15 protein-coding genes and 1 other annotated feature are annotated in these 15,337 nt (G+C 52.5%); of the genes, 10 read left to right on the top strand and 5 right to left on the bottom strand.

Translation table 11 applies throughout. From position 1 onward, the window contains the following. Window positions 1–20: 20 nt before the first annotated feature. From yhbY to leuS, 7 genes are all read left to right on the top strand, one after another. The gene (gene yhbY / locus PUT07_RS16835; protein ID WP_274469451.1) at window positions 21–314 is read left to right on the top strand and encodes a ribosome assembly RNA-binding protein YhbY; all 294 of its coding nucleotides are present in this window, start codon (window positions 21–23) and stop codon (window positions 312–314) included. 12 nt (window positions 315–326) lie between these two features. Then, a complete protein-coding gene (locus tag PUT07_RS16830) occupies window positions 327–914 on the top strand; it encodes a nicotinate-nucleotide adenylyltransferase (protein ID WP_274469450.1) in 588 nt (195 codons plus the stop codon). Next, a complete protein-coding gene (yqeK, locus tag PUT07_RS16825) occupies window positions 904–1,470 on the top strand; it encodes a bis(5'-nucleosyl)-tetraphosphatase (symmetrical) YqeK (protein ID WP_274469449.1) in 567 nt (188 codons plus the stop codon). Before PUT07_RS16830 ends, yqeK begins: the two co-directional genes overlap by 11 nt. Window positions 1,471–1,489: 19 nt before the next feature. Continuing rightward, complete coding sequence (rsfS, locus tag PUT07_RS16820) at window positions 1,490–1,837, top strand: ribosome silencing factor (protein ID WP_274469448.1); 348 nt, start codon at window positions 1,490–1,492, stop codon at window positions 1,835–1,837. Next, a complete protein-coding gene (locus PUT07_RS16815) occupies window positions 1,834–2,727 on the top strand; it encodes a CvfB family protein (RefSeq protein ID WP_274469447.1) in 894 nt (297 codons plus the stop codon). The genes rsfS and PUT07_RS16815 overlap by 4 nt, the downstream gene beginning before the upstream one ends. 1 nt (window position 2,728) lies before the next feature. Further along, a complete protein-coding gene (locus tag PUT07_RS16810; protein WP_274469446.1) occupies window positions 2,729–3,487 on the top strand; it encodes a class I SAM-dependent DNA methyltransferase in 759 nt (252 codons plus the stop codon). Between the two features lie 67 nt (window positions 3,488–3,554). Then, window positions 3,555–3,793: a binding site (T-box leader), on the top strand. Between the two features lie 65 nt (window positions 3,794–3,858). Continuing rightward, a complete protein-coding gene (gene leuS / locus PUT07_RS16805) occupies window positions 3,859–6,318 on the top strand; it encodes a leucine--tRNA ligase (RefSeq protein WP_274469445.1) in 2,460 nt (819 codons plus the stop codon). A 30-nt stretch (window positions 6,319–6,348) separates the two neighbouring features. Here the strand turns inward: leuS and comER are convergent, their stop codons facing one another. Beyond that, window positions 6,349–7,170 (bottom strand): late competence protein ComER, encoded by an 822-nt coding sequence (comER, locus tag PUT07_RS16800; RefSeq protein ID WP_274469444.1) that lies wholly within the window; start codon window positions 7,168–7,170, stop codon window positions 6,349–6,351. Window positions 7,171–7,336: 166 nt separating this feature from the next. Between comER and PUT07_RS16795 the strand changes: the two genes are divergently transcribed. From PUT07_RS16795 to PUT07_RS16785, 3 genes are all read left to right on the top strand, one after another. After that, window positions 7,337–7,876, top strand: a complete 540-nt coding sequence (locus PUT07_RS16795; protein WP_274469443.1) for a ComEA family DNA-binding protein — start codon at window positions 7,337–7,339, stop codon at window positions 7,874–7,876. 77 nt (window positions 7,877–7,953) lie between these two features. After that, on the top strand, window positions 7,954–8,466 hold the full coding sequence (locus PUT07_RS16790) for a deoxycytidylate deaminase (RefSeq protein WP_274469442.1): 513 nt from the start codon (window positions 7,954–7,956) through the stop codon (window positions 8,464–8,466). 150 nt (window positions 8,467–8,616) lie between these two features. After that, complete coding sequence (locus PUT07_RS16785) at window positions 8,617–11,154, top strand: DNA internalization-related competence protein ComEC/Rec2 (protein WP_274469441.1); 2,538 nt, start codon at window positions 8,617–8,619, stop codon at window positions 11,152–11,154. Between the two features lie 41 nt (window positions 11,155–11,195). On the opposite strand, the gene PUT07_RS16780 is transcribed toward PUT07_RS16785, so the two are convergent. From PUT07_RS16780 to PUT07_RS16765, 4 genes are read right to left on the bottom strand one after another with little or no spacing between them, the layout of a single operon-like run. After that, window positions 11,196–11,381 (bottom strand): hypothetical protein, encoded by a 186-nt coding sequence (locus PUT07_RS16780; protein WP_274469440.1) that lies wholly within the window; start codon window positions 11,379–11,381, stop codon window positions 11,196–11,198. A gap of 5 nt (window positions 11,382–11,386) precedes the next feature. Continuing rightward, window positions 11,387–12,583 carry a Ger(x)C family spore germination protein gene (locus tag PUT07_RS16775; protein WP_274469439.1) on the bottom strand — a complete coding sequence of 399 codons (1,197 nt, stop codon included), beginning with the start codon at window positions 12,581–12,583 and terminating at the stop codon, window positions 11,387–11,389. After that, entirely contained in the window at window positions 12,573–13,682 is a 1,110-nt protein-coding gene (locus tag PUT07_RS16770) for a GerAB/ArcD/ProY family transporter (RefSeq protein WP_274469438.1), read from the bottom strand. Before PUT07_RS16770 ends, PUT07_RS16775 begins: the two co-directional genes overlap by 11 nt. Beyond that, window positions 13,679–15,244, bottom strand: a complete 1,566-nt coding sequence (locus tag PUT07_RS16765; RefSeq protein WP_274469437.1) for a spore germination protein — start codon at window positions 15,242–15,244, stop codon at window positions 13,679–13,681. The genes PUT07_RS16770 and PUT07_RS16765 overlap by 4 nt, the downstream gene beginning before the upstream one ends. Window positions 15,245–15,337 lie beyond the last annotated feature (93 nt).

Genomic DNA, 15,337 nt, shown 5'->3' with positions numbered 1-15,337 from the left:
GAATGAATAGAGGGACATCGATGTTAACAGGCAAACAGAAACGTTATTTGCGCTCATTGGCGCATCATGTAGATCCGATTTTTCAAGTTGGCAAAGGCGGCGTGAACGAACATTTGATTCGTCACATTCAAGAAGCGTTGGAGGTTCGGGAGCTGATCAAGATTACAGTTCTGAATAACAGCGGGGAAGACCGCGCTGAGGTTGGAGCGGAGCTGTCCGAGAAATCCGGCGCGGAGCTGGTACAGGTCATCGGCAAAATCGTCGTGCTGTACAAAGAATCGCGTGACAAGAAGAAGATCGAACTGCCGAGCTAAAGAGGTGGAAGCATGCTTGTCGGAATAATGGGAGGCACCTTCGATCCGATCCATACCGGTCATTTGATCGCGGCGGAGCGGGCGAGGGTGGAAGCGGGACTGGACGAAGTATGGCTCATGCCGGCTAACGTGCCGCCGCATAAGGCGAATGCGCCGAAAGCGACGACCCTGCAGCGCTGGGAGATGGTCTGTCTCGCAGCGGAGGGGAATCCTTTTTTTCGTCCGATTGATATCGAAATCAACAAAGGCGGCGTATCTTATAGTATCGATACGATTGAGTTGCTGCGCAATGAGCATCCCGATAAGGAGTTTGCTTATATCATAGGTGCAGATATGGTCCAATATTTGCCGCAGTGGCATCGCATCGATGACATCGTGCGGCATATTCGTTTTATCGGTTTAGCCAGACCGGGCTACGAGCTGGATATGACGTATATGCCGGCAAACATCCGGAATCGCGTAACGATTGTTCCCATGACGATTGTGGAAATTTCGTCAACGGCGATCCGCGAGGAACGGTCGCGGCGGCGTTCGGTTCGCTATCTGGTGCCGGAGGCCGTGAACGGTTACATGGAGGTGAACCGGCTGTATGAAGCGTGAAGAGCTTATTGCGGCGGTGAAAGAGCAGATGCCTGAGCGGCGCTGGCTGCATACGCTGGGTGTCATGGAAACGAGCGTCATTCTCGCCAAACGGTTCGGAGGAGATCCTGTCAAAGCCGATCTTGCCGCAATTCTGCATGACTATTGCAAGTATTGGCCCGTTCAGGAGCAAGCTAAGATTATCCGCGATAACGGGCTGCCCCCAGATCTGCTGGACTATGACAAGGAACTATGGCACTCGCACGCCGGAGCGTTCATCGCGAAGACGCAATTCGGAATTGCGGATGAAGAGATTTTGGATGCGATCCGGTACCATACGTCGGGCCGCGAGCAGATGACTTTGCTGGACAAAATCGTATGTCTGGCGGATTATATGGAACCCAGCCGGGAATTTCCCGGTGTAGAGTCCATTCGTCAAGCGGCCGAAAGCTCTTTGGAGAAAGCGCTGGTGATCGGCTTCGATTCGACGATCCGATTCCTGATCGAAAAAGGAAAACGCATTTACCCGCTGACGATCTTGACGCGGAATGATTTGCTTCAACAATTAAATGAATAATTTAGCGGAGGTTGATTGAATGATTAAAAACCCAGAGGAAATTTTGGCATTTGTAGTGGATGCGGCGGAGGACAAAAAAGCGCACGATCTTGTTACGCTCAATCTGCAAGGGGTATCGCTAATCGCTGACTATTTCGTCATTTGTCATGGAAATTCGGAAACCCAAGTACAAGCGATTGCCGGAGAAGCCCGAAAGAAAGCGCATGAGCTCGGCGTGCCGATCCGCGGCTATGAAGGTGTAGATACGGCAAGATGGGTTCTGCTCGATCTGGGAGATGTGGTTCTGCACGTATTCCACCGCGATGACCGCGAATATTATAACATCGAAAGACTTTGGTCCGATGCCAAAGTTGTGGAGCGCGTATGAGACTGGAAGCAGGATCCCTCGTGACCCTTGAGGTGGCGAGGGAAGTTCCGCCGAACGGCTATTACCTGAGCGACGGCTATCAGGACGTGCTGCTGCCGTATGCGGAAATTGCAGGCAAAATTAAAGACGGCGACCAAGTGGAAGCATTCCTGTTCCACGATACGCAGGACCGGTTAATGGCGACGATGAAACGCCCGCACCTGTTGATGGGCGAGGTCGGCTTGCTGGAAGTCGTCGATATTCATCCGAGATTCGGATACTTTCTCGAGATGGGCCTCGGACGCCATCTGCTGCTTCCATACCGCAACGTACCTGAGCTTGAAGAGCTGCGCCCCCAAGTGGGGGACAAGGTGTTTGCGACATTGGCGCATGACAGGCAGGGGCGCTTAATCGCGAAGCTCGCGCTGGAAGAGGATTTGGCTCCGCTATGCGTGCGGGCTCCGTCGAGCTGGAGCAACCGCTGGGTGAAAGCGCGCGTGTACAGGCCGCTCCAAATGGGAACCTTCGTCGTATGCGAGGCGGGAGTTCTTGGCTTCGGCGTGATCGGACTCATTGCTCCGATGGAGCGGACAAGGCTGCTGCGGATGGGCGAGCTGGTCGATGTGCGCGTCGCTTATGTCCGCGAAGAGGATGGCCGCGTCAATCTGTCGATGCGGCAGCCGAAGGAAAAGGGGCGGGACGAGGACGCCGAACGAATTCTCAGCGTACTTCAGGAAAGAGCCGGCAATGCCATGCCTTTTTCGGACAAGACCTCTGCGGACATTATCAAAGAGAAGTTCGGTCTCAGCAAGTCGGCGTTCAAGCGGGCTCTGGGCAAGCTGATGAAGGACGGGCTCATTTATCAGGAGGACGATTGGACCTATCTGAAAAAAGAGGAGAACCCCGGTTAAAATGAGCTACGAACAATTTGCATATACGTATGACCGGTTAATGGATACGATGCCATACAAGGACTGGCTTCGATTCGTGCTGGAGAGCTTTGAGCAGTTCGGCGTGAAGCCGGTTTCGATCGTCGATCTTGGCTGCGGTACGGGGAACTTGACAATCCCACTGGCAGCGGAGGGCTACCAGATGACGGGGATCGATTTGTCCGAGGACATGCTCGCAGTTGCTGAGCAGAAAGCCGGGGAGAGCGCCCAGCCTCGCGGCGGAGCGATTCGCTGGCTGCAGCAGGATTTGCGGGAATGGGAGCTCGGCGAGCCTGTCGACGCGGCGATTTCCTTTTGCGACAGCCTGAACTATCTGCTGGAGGAAGAGGATATTGCGGATGCGTTCCGGCAGACGTACGCCGGCTTGAAACCGGGCGGCTTGTTCCTTTTTGACGTACATACGCCGCAACAACTGTTCGCCTACGCGGAGACCCAGCCGTTCTATTTGAACGAAGATGACGTCGCCTACATCTGGACAAGCGAGCTTGACGAGGAGCGCGTACAAATCCAGCATGAGCTGACCATCTTTGTGAAGGAGAGCGGGAACAGGGCTTTGTTCCGGCGCATCGACGAATCGCATGAGCAGCGCGCATATGACTTGGATTGGCTGGAGCAAATGCTGCGAGCAGCGGGCTTTCGTGAAGTCCGGATAGCTGCGGATTTTACGTGGGAGCAGCCGACCGAGCTTACGGAGCGGGCTTTCTTTATAGCGAAGAAATAAGGCGGAAGCCGGGTGCCGCTTGACAGTACGGCATTATTTTACATATAATCAAAGCTAATTAGATGATTTCAAAGCTTGGAAGAGGACTAGTAACATGTACAGCATCTTACAGAGAGCCGGTGTAAGGGTGGAAGCCGGCAGGTGCAGCTTGTGAACTCGCCTTGGAGCTAGAAGGTGAACCGCTATGAAGGTTGATGGCGCTAGCCGGATCGTTTCACCCGCGTTAAGGGGCAGAGTGAACACGGGCAAAGTATGCCTGGTGTTAACTAGGGTGGTACCACGGGAATCTAACCTCTCGTCCCTAGCGATATCCGCTAGCGATGAGAGGTTTTTTGGCGCTTGTAGCGCCGTACACAGGGAGGAAGTTGAACATGACACAGGAAACCAAAGAAGCAAGGGAAGTGCAAGGCTACAATCCGCAAGCGATTGAGCCGAAATGGCAAGCCTATTGGGATGCGAACAAAACATTTAAGGTGCTGGATAATTCGGAGCTGCCGAAATTTTATGCCCTCGATATGTTTCCATATCCGTCTGGAGCCGGCCTGCACGTCGGACATCCGGAGGGCTACACGGCTACAGATATCGTCTCCCGTTTCAAACGGATGAGAGGCTATAACGTGCTTCACCCGATGGGGTGGGACGCCTTCGGTCTTCCGGCCGAGCAATACGCGCTGGACACAGGCAATGACCCGCGCGATTTCACGAAGAAGAATATCGATACGTTCCGCCGCCAAATCAAATCGCTGGGCTTCTCCTATGATTGGGACCGCGAGATTTCCACAACGGATCCGGAGTACTACAAATGGACGCAGTGGATCTTCATCCAGCTGTACAACAAAGGGCTCGCTTATGTCGACGAAGTGCCGGTCAACTGGTGCCCGGCGCTGGGTACCGTGCTTGCCAATGAAGAAGTGATCGACGGCTTGAGCGAGCGCGGAGGTCATCCGGTTATCCGCAAACCGATGCGTCAATGGATTTTGAAAATTACCGAGTACGCCGAGCGGCTGCTGGAAGATCTGGAAGAGCTTGACTGGTCGGAGAGCATCAAGGATATGCAGCGCAATTGGATCGGCAAATCCACGGGGGCGGAAGTACAATTCGCGATCGAAGGACATGCGGAGCGGAGTCTGACCGTGTTCACGACGCGCCCGGACACTTTATTCGGAGCGACTTACTGCGTGCTTGCGCCTGAGCATGAGCTTGTCGCGCAAATTACGACAGGTGACCAGGAAGCTGCAGTGAAGGAGTACCAGGAGAAAGCATCCCGCAAGAGCGATCTGGAGCGTACGGATCTGGCGAAGGACAAAACCGGCGTATTCACGGGCGCTTATGCGATTAACCCGGTGAACGGCGGCAAAGTGCCGATCTGGATCGCCGACTACGTGCTTGGCGGTTATGGAACCGGAGCGATTATGGCGGTTCCGGGACACGACCAGCGTGACTGGGAGTTCGCGAAGCAGTTCGATCTGCCGATTATCGAAGTCGTTAAGGGTGGAGATGTGGAGAAGGAAGCGTATGCCGGCGACGGCCCTCACGTGAATTCCGGACCGATTGACGGCCTGAACAACGAGCAGGCGATCAAGCAGATGATCGCATGGCTGGAAGAGAACGGAAAAGGCCGCGGCAAAGTGACGTACCGCTTGAGAGATTGGCTGTTCAGCCGTCAAAGATATTGGGGCGAACCGATTCCGATTCTTCATCTGGAAGACGGTACGATGAAGCCTGTCCCTGTCGACCAGCTTCCGCTTCTTCTGCCGCAGGTCGATGAGATCAAGCCGTCAGGCACCGGGGAATCGCCGCTGGCGAACGTTGCCGAATGGGTGAATACCATCGATCCGGAAACCGGCATGAAAGCCCGCCGCGAGACGAATACGATGCCGCAATGGGCAGGCAGCTGCTGGTATTACCTGCGCTTCATCGATCCGCGCAACGACCAGGAGTTCTGCTCGCCGGAGCTGCAGAAGAAATGGCTGCCTGTCGATCTGTATATCGGCGGCGCGGAGCATGCGGTTCTTCACCTGCTGTATGCGCGTTTCTGGCATAAGGTGCTGTATGATCTCGGTTTCGTCCACACCAAGGAACCGTTCCATAAGCTTGTGAACCAAGGGATGATTCTCGGGGAGAACATGGAGAAAATGAGTAAATCCCGCGGTAACGTCGTCAACCCGGATGATATTGTGAACGATCAGGGGGCCGATACGCTGCGCATGTACGAAATGTTCATGGGACCTCTGGAGGCGACAAAACCGTGGAACACGACCGGCGTAGACGGCATTTACCGTTACTTGAACCGTGTTTGGCGATTGTTCGTAGACGAGAACGGCAAGCTGCAGTCCAAAATCAGCGCTGACGAAACGCTTGGCAGCGATACGTTCAAACGCACGTGGCATCGTTCCATCAAAAAAATTACCGAGGATTTCGAGGCGCTTCGCTTCAATACGGCGATCAGCCAAATGATGATTTTCGTCAATGAGGCGTACAAAACCGACCGCTTGCCGCTGGAAGCGATGAAAAACTTCGTTCAAATGCTTTCGCCGCTTGCCCCGCACTTGGCGGAGGAGCTTTGGGAGAAGCTGGGCGGCACGACATCCATCACTTACGAGCCATGGCCGGCTTATGATGAAGCATGGACGGTCGATAATGAGATCGAGATCGTTGTGCAAGTGAACGGTAAGATCGTGGAGCGTACGATGATCTCCAAAGATACAGACGAAGCGGCGATGGAACAAATTGCCTTCGGTCTGGACAAAGTCAAAGAAGCGACCGCCGGAAAGGCCGTTCGCAAATTGATTGTTGTCAAAGGAAAGCTTGTTAATATCGTTGTCGGTTAGTTAGAGAAGAAGCTATTGAGAAGACTGCTGCTATATCGTTAATTGCTGCTCAGTCTTCTCAAGGTCTTCTTGATATTTGGCGTGGGTAGCACGGATGACTCGCGTGAACACATTAGAGAGCTCTTCGTCCAGAATACGCAAGCCCTCGGAAGTAATACCTCCGGGAACGGAAACGCGTTTCTGTAAAGTGAGCGGGTTAAAGCCCCCGGTCGTCAAAAGTTTGCCTGTTCCAAGCGTCATCTCGCTGGCAAGCATCGTGGCATCCTCAGCGGAAATCCCCGTAACTTCAACAGCAGCGTCCACAAATGATTGAATGAAATGCGCGAGGAAGGCAGGTCCGCAGCTGGACAGGTCGGAAGAAATACGTGTGTAATTTTCCGATACCCGAATCGGCGAGGAAATGTGCGCGAACAGATTTTCCAACCATTCTTTATCCTCAGGCTGCATCCGGTTGCCATGAATGATCAATGTGGCGCCGCTTAATACATAGTTCGTAATACTTGGAATGATTTTACTGATTTTGGCCGGCAAAAGGTTTTCCAATTGTTTGATCAATACTGGACTTGTGATGGATATGATGTATTGAGAGGGAAGCACGTCCTTTTTAATTTCATCGATAACCTTTTTGAACTCCGACGGCTTCACACACAGGAATATAATGTCACTCCCTATGACAACTTCTCTATTCGATTGGGCAACTTGAAGCCCAGGATACGTCTCCGCAAGAAGCTCAGCTTTACGAATCGTGCGATTTCCCGCAATAATTTGCTCCGGATTGAAAGCCCCAGAATGAATGAATGCTTCAATCAGTATACTTCCCATACTCCCAGTACCGATGAACCCTGCTTTCATCTAGTAATCCCTCCCGAAAAAATCAATCACTTTCGTTCATATTTTTAGCACGGGGTCAGTTTTGGACGCCATTCGGATGCTTTTTCATGTATATGTGCCTTTCTCGGGCATTATGTCTAGAGAGTTATTTCACCTTGCATTGTTAAATTTCATATAGGAGGTTAACGTGACTTTTCTTCGTTATCGTAAATGGATCGTGATGGCGGCAGGCTTTTTTTTTGTTGGTTTTGTTGTTTGGCCTTATGTGCAGGGAAGCAGGTCATCGCTAAAGACGGAATTCGCGCCTATCAATGAGCAAATCTTAGAGGTTATTGCTCAAAGATCCGATGACACCATGCGTCCGGATGTACCGGAAGCGCCGGATGAAAAGGGAGAGTCAACGCCGAAGGAGACGCAAACTTCAGTCCGGAAGTCAACGGAATGGGAGAGCCGGGAAGCCAAGCCCAACATGGAAGCATCCCCATCCGGCGATTTGGAGGAAAGTCCGGCTGAGACGACGGGGAACGGCCTCTTAGATTTGAATGCGGCTACGCTCCAGCAATTGAATGAGCTGCCGGGGATCGGAGACAGCAAAGCGAGAGCGATAATGGACTATCGGGTGAAAAAAGGCAAGTTCACCCGGATCGAAGAGCTGATCGAGGTGAAAGGGATCGGAGAGAAGCTGCTGGAGAAGCTGAAAGAACATGTTTTCGTCCCTTCCACCTAGTCGTTTCTTTTATTTTGGCAAGAAGTATGAGAGAATACTAGAAATGAAAAAAGGAATAGAATGGAGGTATCGGTGCCATGAGCAACCGGAAAGACTGGGATACTTATTTCCTGGACATAGCCTATATGGCATCCACACGCTCCAGATGCAACCGGCGTCATGTAGGGGCGGTGCTAGTGCAGGGCAAGAAGCTGCTCGGCACGGCCTATAACGGTGCGCCTATGGGAGTGCCCGATTGTACGGAAGCAGGCTGCATGCTTGTCGAAGAGATTGAGCTGAAAGTGGTAGCGGATGTCGAAGAAGTCGTGCGGAAGCAGCGCTGCATACGTACGATCCATGCCGAGCAGAATTTGCTGCTGTTTACGGACAGAGAAGACCGCGAGGGTTCGACCGTCTATGTGACGGATCAGCCTTGCTGGACCTGTGCCAACATGCTGGCGAACAGCGGTGTGACGGAGATCGTGTTCCACCGGGGATATCCGAAGGATCATGAGAAGGTGAGCCAGCTAATGGCTGCCAGAGGTATCGTTTTTCGCCGAATGGACGGTTATGAACCTCCGCCCGGCACCGTATCCGATGTAGTGAATTAGAGCGATAAGCTAAGCCTAAGAGGAAGAACCTCTTTCCGGCAACAGCCCTATGATGACCAGGGCTTTGCAGGAAAGAGGTTTTTTTGTGTTGGCTGGATTGATATGGAAATTGGTGGATCACGACGTCGCGATGAAAGGAGATCTGTTAAGATGAAACGCCCAGTTGTTCTAGGAGGCTGTCTGTGGATAACCGGTTATGTGCTGGCGTTGTATACGGAGCTGCCTCTCGGCTTGTCTACGAGCGCGCTGCTGCTTGCCGCGCTCGCTGCCGTGCACCTGCTTCGGCTGCCCGGCAGACAGCTGCTGAGCACCCTCGTGCTGGTCGGAGCCGCCTGCGGCTACTTCGAATGGACCGACCAGCGCAACGTCTCTGCCCTGCCGCCTACGCAGCGGCAGGGCACCGCCGACGGCCGGGAAGCGCAGCTCCTCGGCCGCATCGCCACCCCTGTCACCGTCGACGGCGACAGGGCCAGCTTTGCCGTGGAAGCGGACAGCATCCGCTTCCCGGACGAACGCGTTTTCCCGCTCGGCGGGGAACGCGTGCAGGTTTCGCTGCGGCTGCTAGCGCAGGCGCAGCAGGGGGTGGCGTCCGGCTGGCGCCGCGGGGACGCCATTACGCTTGCGGGGACGCTGCGGAGCCCGTCCCCGGCGCGCAACTTCGGCGGCTTCGACTACCGCCGGTATTTGCGCCTTCACCACACCCATTGGCTGCTCGCAGCCAAAGGGGTGGATCAGGCGCAAGTGCAGCCTGCGGCTGCGCGCTTCGGCGTCGTTCAGCTGCTGCGCTGGAACGACGAGCTGCGCGGCTATCTCAGCAGGCGCATGGATCTTATCTTCCCCGCGCCGCAGGCGGGGTATATGAAGAGCATGCTGATCGGGCTGACGGACGATCTCGATCCTGCACGCTTCCAGCAATTCTCCGAGCTGGGACTGACTCATTTATTAGCCATATCGGGGCTGAATGTAGCCGTCTTTATAGGCGTTTGCATGTGGGGGCTGCGGCGGTTCAAGCTGACGAAGGAAACGTCCATGCTGGTCTGTTTGTGGCTGCTGCCCTTTTATATCGGACTGACAGGAGCTTCCCCGTCCATTGTACGGGCAGGGGGGATGGCGATGATCGCTCTGTATGCCGCCAAGAAAGGCTGGACCAAGGATGTGCTGCATACGATAGCCATTGTCGGCTGGATCATGCTGCTCTGGAATCCCTACTATGTGCTGGATGTTAGCTTTCAGCTATCTTTCCTGGTTACGCTCGGTTTAATTGTTGGCGTTCCGCGTGCGAATGCGCTGATCGAACGCCTCATCTCCTCCAATATGTTAAGGAATATGATATCGATCACATTCGTCTCCCAACTCGTTTCGTTTCCTGTCACCATCTACTATTTCAATCAGTTCTCCTTGCTTTCTTGGCTAGCCAATATGCTTCTTGTTCCTGTGATCTCCCTTGTGGTGTTTCCGGCCGGACTCGCGGCAGTCGCTGCAGGGTTAATCTGGTTGCCGGCCGGCAAGCTTATCGGCGCTCTCCTTGCAGGCTTGAACGATGCGGTCTTCCGGTTGACGGACGGGCTGCAGCAGTTTGCCATGTTCAAACAGATTTGGCCGTCGCCGAGCCTGGCTTGGCTGGCGGTCTATTACATGTTGGTCGTCGGCCTGTTCGTCATCTGTCATCTTTACCTGCAACAACATACCGATGAACCGCCGATTATATTGGATCACAGGCTGGCGCTTAAAAAAACGCACCTGCAAGCCGGACTTGGCTGTGCTGCAGCCGTCTTCATCGTGCATCTGTGGATCGGCTATTCGCCGGAACGGTTCGAACGAAGCGGACTGGTTCAATTCATTGATGTCGGGCAAGGGGATGCCATCCTAATACGAACCCCCTACGGAAAGCAGCTGCTTATTGACGGAGGAGGAACGCTTCGATTTCGCCAAGCGAGCGAAGGTTGGAAAGACAGGCAGGATCCTTACGAGGTAGGCAGGAAGCTGCTCGTGCCGCTGCTGAAGAAACGCGGGATCCACAAGCTGGATTTGCTCGTTCTCTCACACGCGGATGCCGATCATAGCGGCGGGCTGCAGGCGGTAGCCGAACAAATCCCCCTACGGCAGTTTCTGTTCAACGGGACGTATACCCCAAGAAATGGAATGGATAAGCTGTTTCGCACGCTGGACGGCAAGGGTGTTCCCCTGCTTGCCGCGCGGCAAAGCGATTGGATTGAGCTGGACAAGTCAACCAGGCTGCGCGTGCTGTATCCGTTTCGGGACACTGCCGATATCGCGGAGATGGTGAAAGAGCAGAACGAATACTCAGTTGTGATCTATCTGGAAATGCTGGGCAGCCGGATGCTTTTCACCGGAGATATCGGCAAGGCGACGGAGCAGGCAATAATCGACCGTTTGAACGAGGAACCCATAGCGGACGGGGAGCAACCGCGAATTGATGTCCTGAAGGTAGCCCACCATGGCAGCAAGCATTCATCGTCACAAGAGTGGCTGGATTACTGGAAGCCTGTAACTGCCGTCATCTCGGCAGGTGTTGGGAACGTTTATGGTCACCCGGCACCTGAGGTCATCGAGCGGTTAAGGCTGAGCGGCGCACATGTGCTGGGAACGGCCGATAGGGGGGAGATTCAGCTGGAAGTGCGCGAAGAGGGCATTTTCACGCGTCAACAACTGGCAGCTTCCCCATAATCGGGAGACCGTCATCGCAAAGTCTGCGCAGCCTGAGTCCTTCACGGTTGGTTCTGCGGAGACTTGTTGTGTTCCTGCTCGGTCTCGTTTTGCTGTTTCCACGGCGGATCTCCATTTTTGTGCAGAAGCCGATTGATTAGGTAAGTGCCCAAAGGCACGATGAAAGAAAGAATGGTGCACAGTATGACAAGCCCCGGCGGCAAGTAGCCTTGGAACGATGACCACATATCGATTACTCCCTTGTCGTTTCGAAAATATTGCCGACCCGGCGAATGATGACTTTAAATTGCACGTCGATGTCCGCTTCGCTAAATAAATGAGCCCCGGATTCCCAGTTGTCGGCAATCGGTTTCCACATTTTATAATGGTTTTGAAACAGATAGGAACCTAGTCCCATCGCATCTTTCTTATACGTATGCTGCAGTTTTTTGATGACTTTCGTTGTAGTTGTCGTAAGGGTGTCCTGGAGTTCGCTTTCTAGCGTTTCGATGGTTTTTCCATCGGAAGGATCGATATTTGCAACCGATTTTTCCAGTGTGCCCTCCACAATAATTTTTATGGTGAAATGGAGGATTCCGTTATTCGCTGGCTGCACATACAGCTTCCTGTTCGAACGTTCGACCTTGAAGGCGATCGGTTGCTCATTCATTTTGGCTTCGACAATGCCGCCCTTGATCCGATTGGTGACGAAATTAAGACCTTGTGTTTCCACACCGCTCAAAAAGCCGATGAACTGCTTGGTGTTCCCATCAAATAAGGCGCTTCCATTCAGAGTAACACCCCCGTTATCTCTCTTAATCATTTGTATAACAAAGCTCTCTTTTTTGACTAAAAATTCGTGAACGTCTCCAATCCTGGATTGCGGCAGCATGTAGTTGGTTTTTTGGTTATTTTTGGCGATGGATGAGATATAACTGACTGATGTTGATTCATTATTTGGATGTATGTTCAACATATCGGAGGCTTTGCCATCCGCAATCAATATTTGCACACCTCTGCGCATTTCGCTATTCCGGAGATAGAAATCGAGAATATTGGAGAGGTTGCCCTTGACTTTGGCGATCTCGTTCGAAATAATAATCATCTTCAGGTGCTCGAAATAGGGGGAGCGGCTCGTTCTGGCGGCTATCTTTGAAGCTATTGCCGGCATGGAATTCTCTGTCGTCGACATGTTGAAAAAAGCTTGACCCGCATGAGAATTCGTATTGTTGCTCTGGCCGCCGCTGCTGCCCGCATTCATCTTCAGTCCGCCGGGAACGATGATTTGATAGGTGCCTTCGAACAGATCTTTGGAACCATCTCCCGGACTATCCACGCCGACTCCGACAACGAAGCCGCGTTGGTCGATCTCCACCCGGTCCCAACAGCCTGTCAATAATGTCAGCGTACAGCACAAGATTAGGGTACTTGCTAGTTGTCTAGGCAGCATCACTCTTCACTCCCCGAAGCTTGGCCACCAGATGAATAGAGATCGGAGTTAAAATACTAATGACAAAACCGGTGTAGCTGATGAACGTGCTAATTCGACCGAAATCGGACAAGTTCTTCGGATACATACACAACAAATATATGATGGGACTGAGCATGAATACCCATGTTTGATGTTTGGGCTTTGCGAATAAGGACTTAAGGCCGTAGATCGCGCAGTCGTAAGCCATGACGGTCGTTGTAAATACAGCCATGATCCAAATGGTAAAAAAAATGGACTCGAAGCGTTCGAAAAATTCGCCCGGGACCTGCATTTCCTTCGCAAGCTCCACGGCCGGATAAGTGATCTCAGGCAAGGCCATTTGCGTGAATACCCCGACACATACCAGATAAATAGCGGTATACAGGATGATCGGTAAAGATATACCGATGACGACAGCCTTCGGAGCGCCCTTAGGCTTATTCATCATCGTAATATAGAAGAGGACGACCTCAAAGCCGAGAAGTGAGAACGCCGTCGTTTTCATAGCTGATGCCAGCGATTTCCAATCCGTTGTAATGTAAGGCTTCAATTCTTTGGCGTCCACCATGCTTAAGCTAAACAATAAAACGATAATCGTGACGAACAAGACGATCGGGATGAACAAAATGTTCAAACGAATCAAACCGACCCGGCTTCCCGAAACCGCGTAGACGTTCACCATTAAGAACCCGAAAGCAATGACTTCAACCGGAGTCGTTTCAAATAAATATTGCTTGGCGATATTCGCAATCGCCCTCGCTTCATAAGCGCAAAAGGAGAGAAAGTAGAGAGAAAGCCCGAGTACGGCGATGAAAGCGATCGGCTTCGTCACAGCTGCGGATGCGTAGGCATAATAGCCTTGCTTAGAGAAATGCGTAGCGATTTTGGCTAAAGCCCAGCCTACGCTTATAGCTAATAAGCCAGCGGCAAGCATGGATATCCAGCCATCAGAACCGTGCACCGTATTGGCCAGCTCCCGGGGCAGCATGAGGATGCCGACACCGATAATCATTGAGGACACGGTGATGGCTATGTCTAGAACGCTTATTTCTTTATCCCCGTACTCAAATGACTTCATTCGTCTTTCCTCCCAACTTTCATTCTGTCCTCATTATTGGTTTGAAGCATCTTCGGCCGTTTCTTCATGAAATGCAGCGGAGCCCGCAGCACGAGATCTTTCCAATCTCCGATGAACATTGGTGCAAAGGGCGTGGAATACGGGATTCCGAAGCTTTTCAGGTTTACAATATGGATGTTGATCATGATGTAGGCTAGGATAATGCCGTATAGCCCCAAGAATGAGGCGATCAACATGATGCCAAAGCGCATGACGCGTAAGGAAATGGCGAACGAATACGAAGGCAAAGAGAAGGAAGCTATCGCGGTAACGGCAACGACGATAACCATAACGGGACTTACCATCCCCGCGGCAACCGCGGATTCTCCGATAACGAGACCTCCTACGATGCCGATCGTCTGCCCGATCGGCTTCGGAAGTCGAAGCCCCGCCTCCCTTAGCAGCTCAAGCGTAAATTCCATGACGAAGGCTTCGATGACCGCGGGGAAAGGGACGCCTTCCCTTGCACCGGCGATGGAGAAAGCGAGCTTGGATGGTATCATGCCGTGGTGAAACTCCAGCAGCGCAATATAGAGTGCTGGCAGGAACGTGGCGATGAATGCCGAGATCAAGCGAAGTACCCTTGTCAGCGTGGAAATGAGCCAGTTTTGATAATAATCCTCAGGCGACTGCAAGCTGGAAGAGAAAGTAATCGGCAATATGAGTGCAAACGGATCACCGTCAACGAGTATGGCAACGCGGCCTTGGAGCAGCGCTCCCGACACTTTATCCGGCCGCTCCGTATTCAGAATGACGGGGAAGGGGCTGAGGAAGCTGTCCGTAATCCACTGTTCCAAGAAGCCGGACCCTTCGATATCGTCCATATCGACACTCTGGATGCGTCTCGTAACTTCTTTGATCAAGTCCGGATGGACGATATCCGCAACGTACGTTAGGATCACTTTCCTCTTCGCTCTGCGTCCTATTTGAAAAGTATCGAAGACGAGATTCGTTTCTTTGATTCTTCTTCGGATCATCGCCGTATTCATCCGCAAGTCTTCTGTAAATCCCATCCGCGGCCCCCGGATGATGGATTCCGTCTGCGGTTCTTCAATCGCTCTCGTTTTCCAGCCGGATGTGGAGATGACGATGTACTGCGAGATATGATCCAATAAAATCAGCGTATTTCCCGACAGCAGGGCTAACAATGCGTCATCCAGGAGTTCTCCGGTTTCCATCTCGTAGGCTGTTAATACCTGTTCGATTAGCGTATTCAGCAGGTCCTGCGGCGAACTGACCAACTGGTCGAAAGAATGAAGCATCGGATGTATGAGCTGTTCATTGACAAGTGTGGTATCCACCAGGCCATCGATAAAGACAACTGCGCAAGGGTACTCTTGGCCTACCATAAATTGTCGGACGACAAGATCGCTCGGCTCATGCAAAATTGTCTTAATGGTAGACAGATTATCCTGCAGGCCAGGATGCAGCACTTTATTCTCTTCCGCATTCACACTGTTCTCTCTGGAGACTGTCCTGTAGCTGCCCTGCATGCGCCTTCTGCCGAATAACTGTTTGAACATGGGAAAGTCCTCCGCGTTTGGGATACCTTCTCTGTAATATTTACCACTTTCCCCAGAATTACTCGGGATATGAAGGTACTACACAAACATAGT

The organism is Paenibacillus sp. MAHUQ-63 (assembly GCF_028765165.1).
Lineage (GTDB): Bacteria > Bacillota > Bacilli > Paenibacillales > NBRC-103111 > Paenibacillus_E.
The sequence above is the reverse complement of the archived record's forward strand: the minus strand, read 5'-3'. Positions and strand labels throughout refer to the sequence as shown.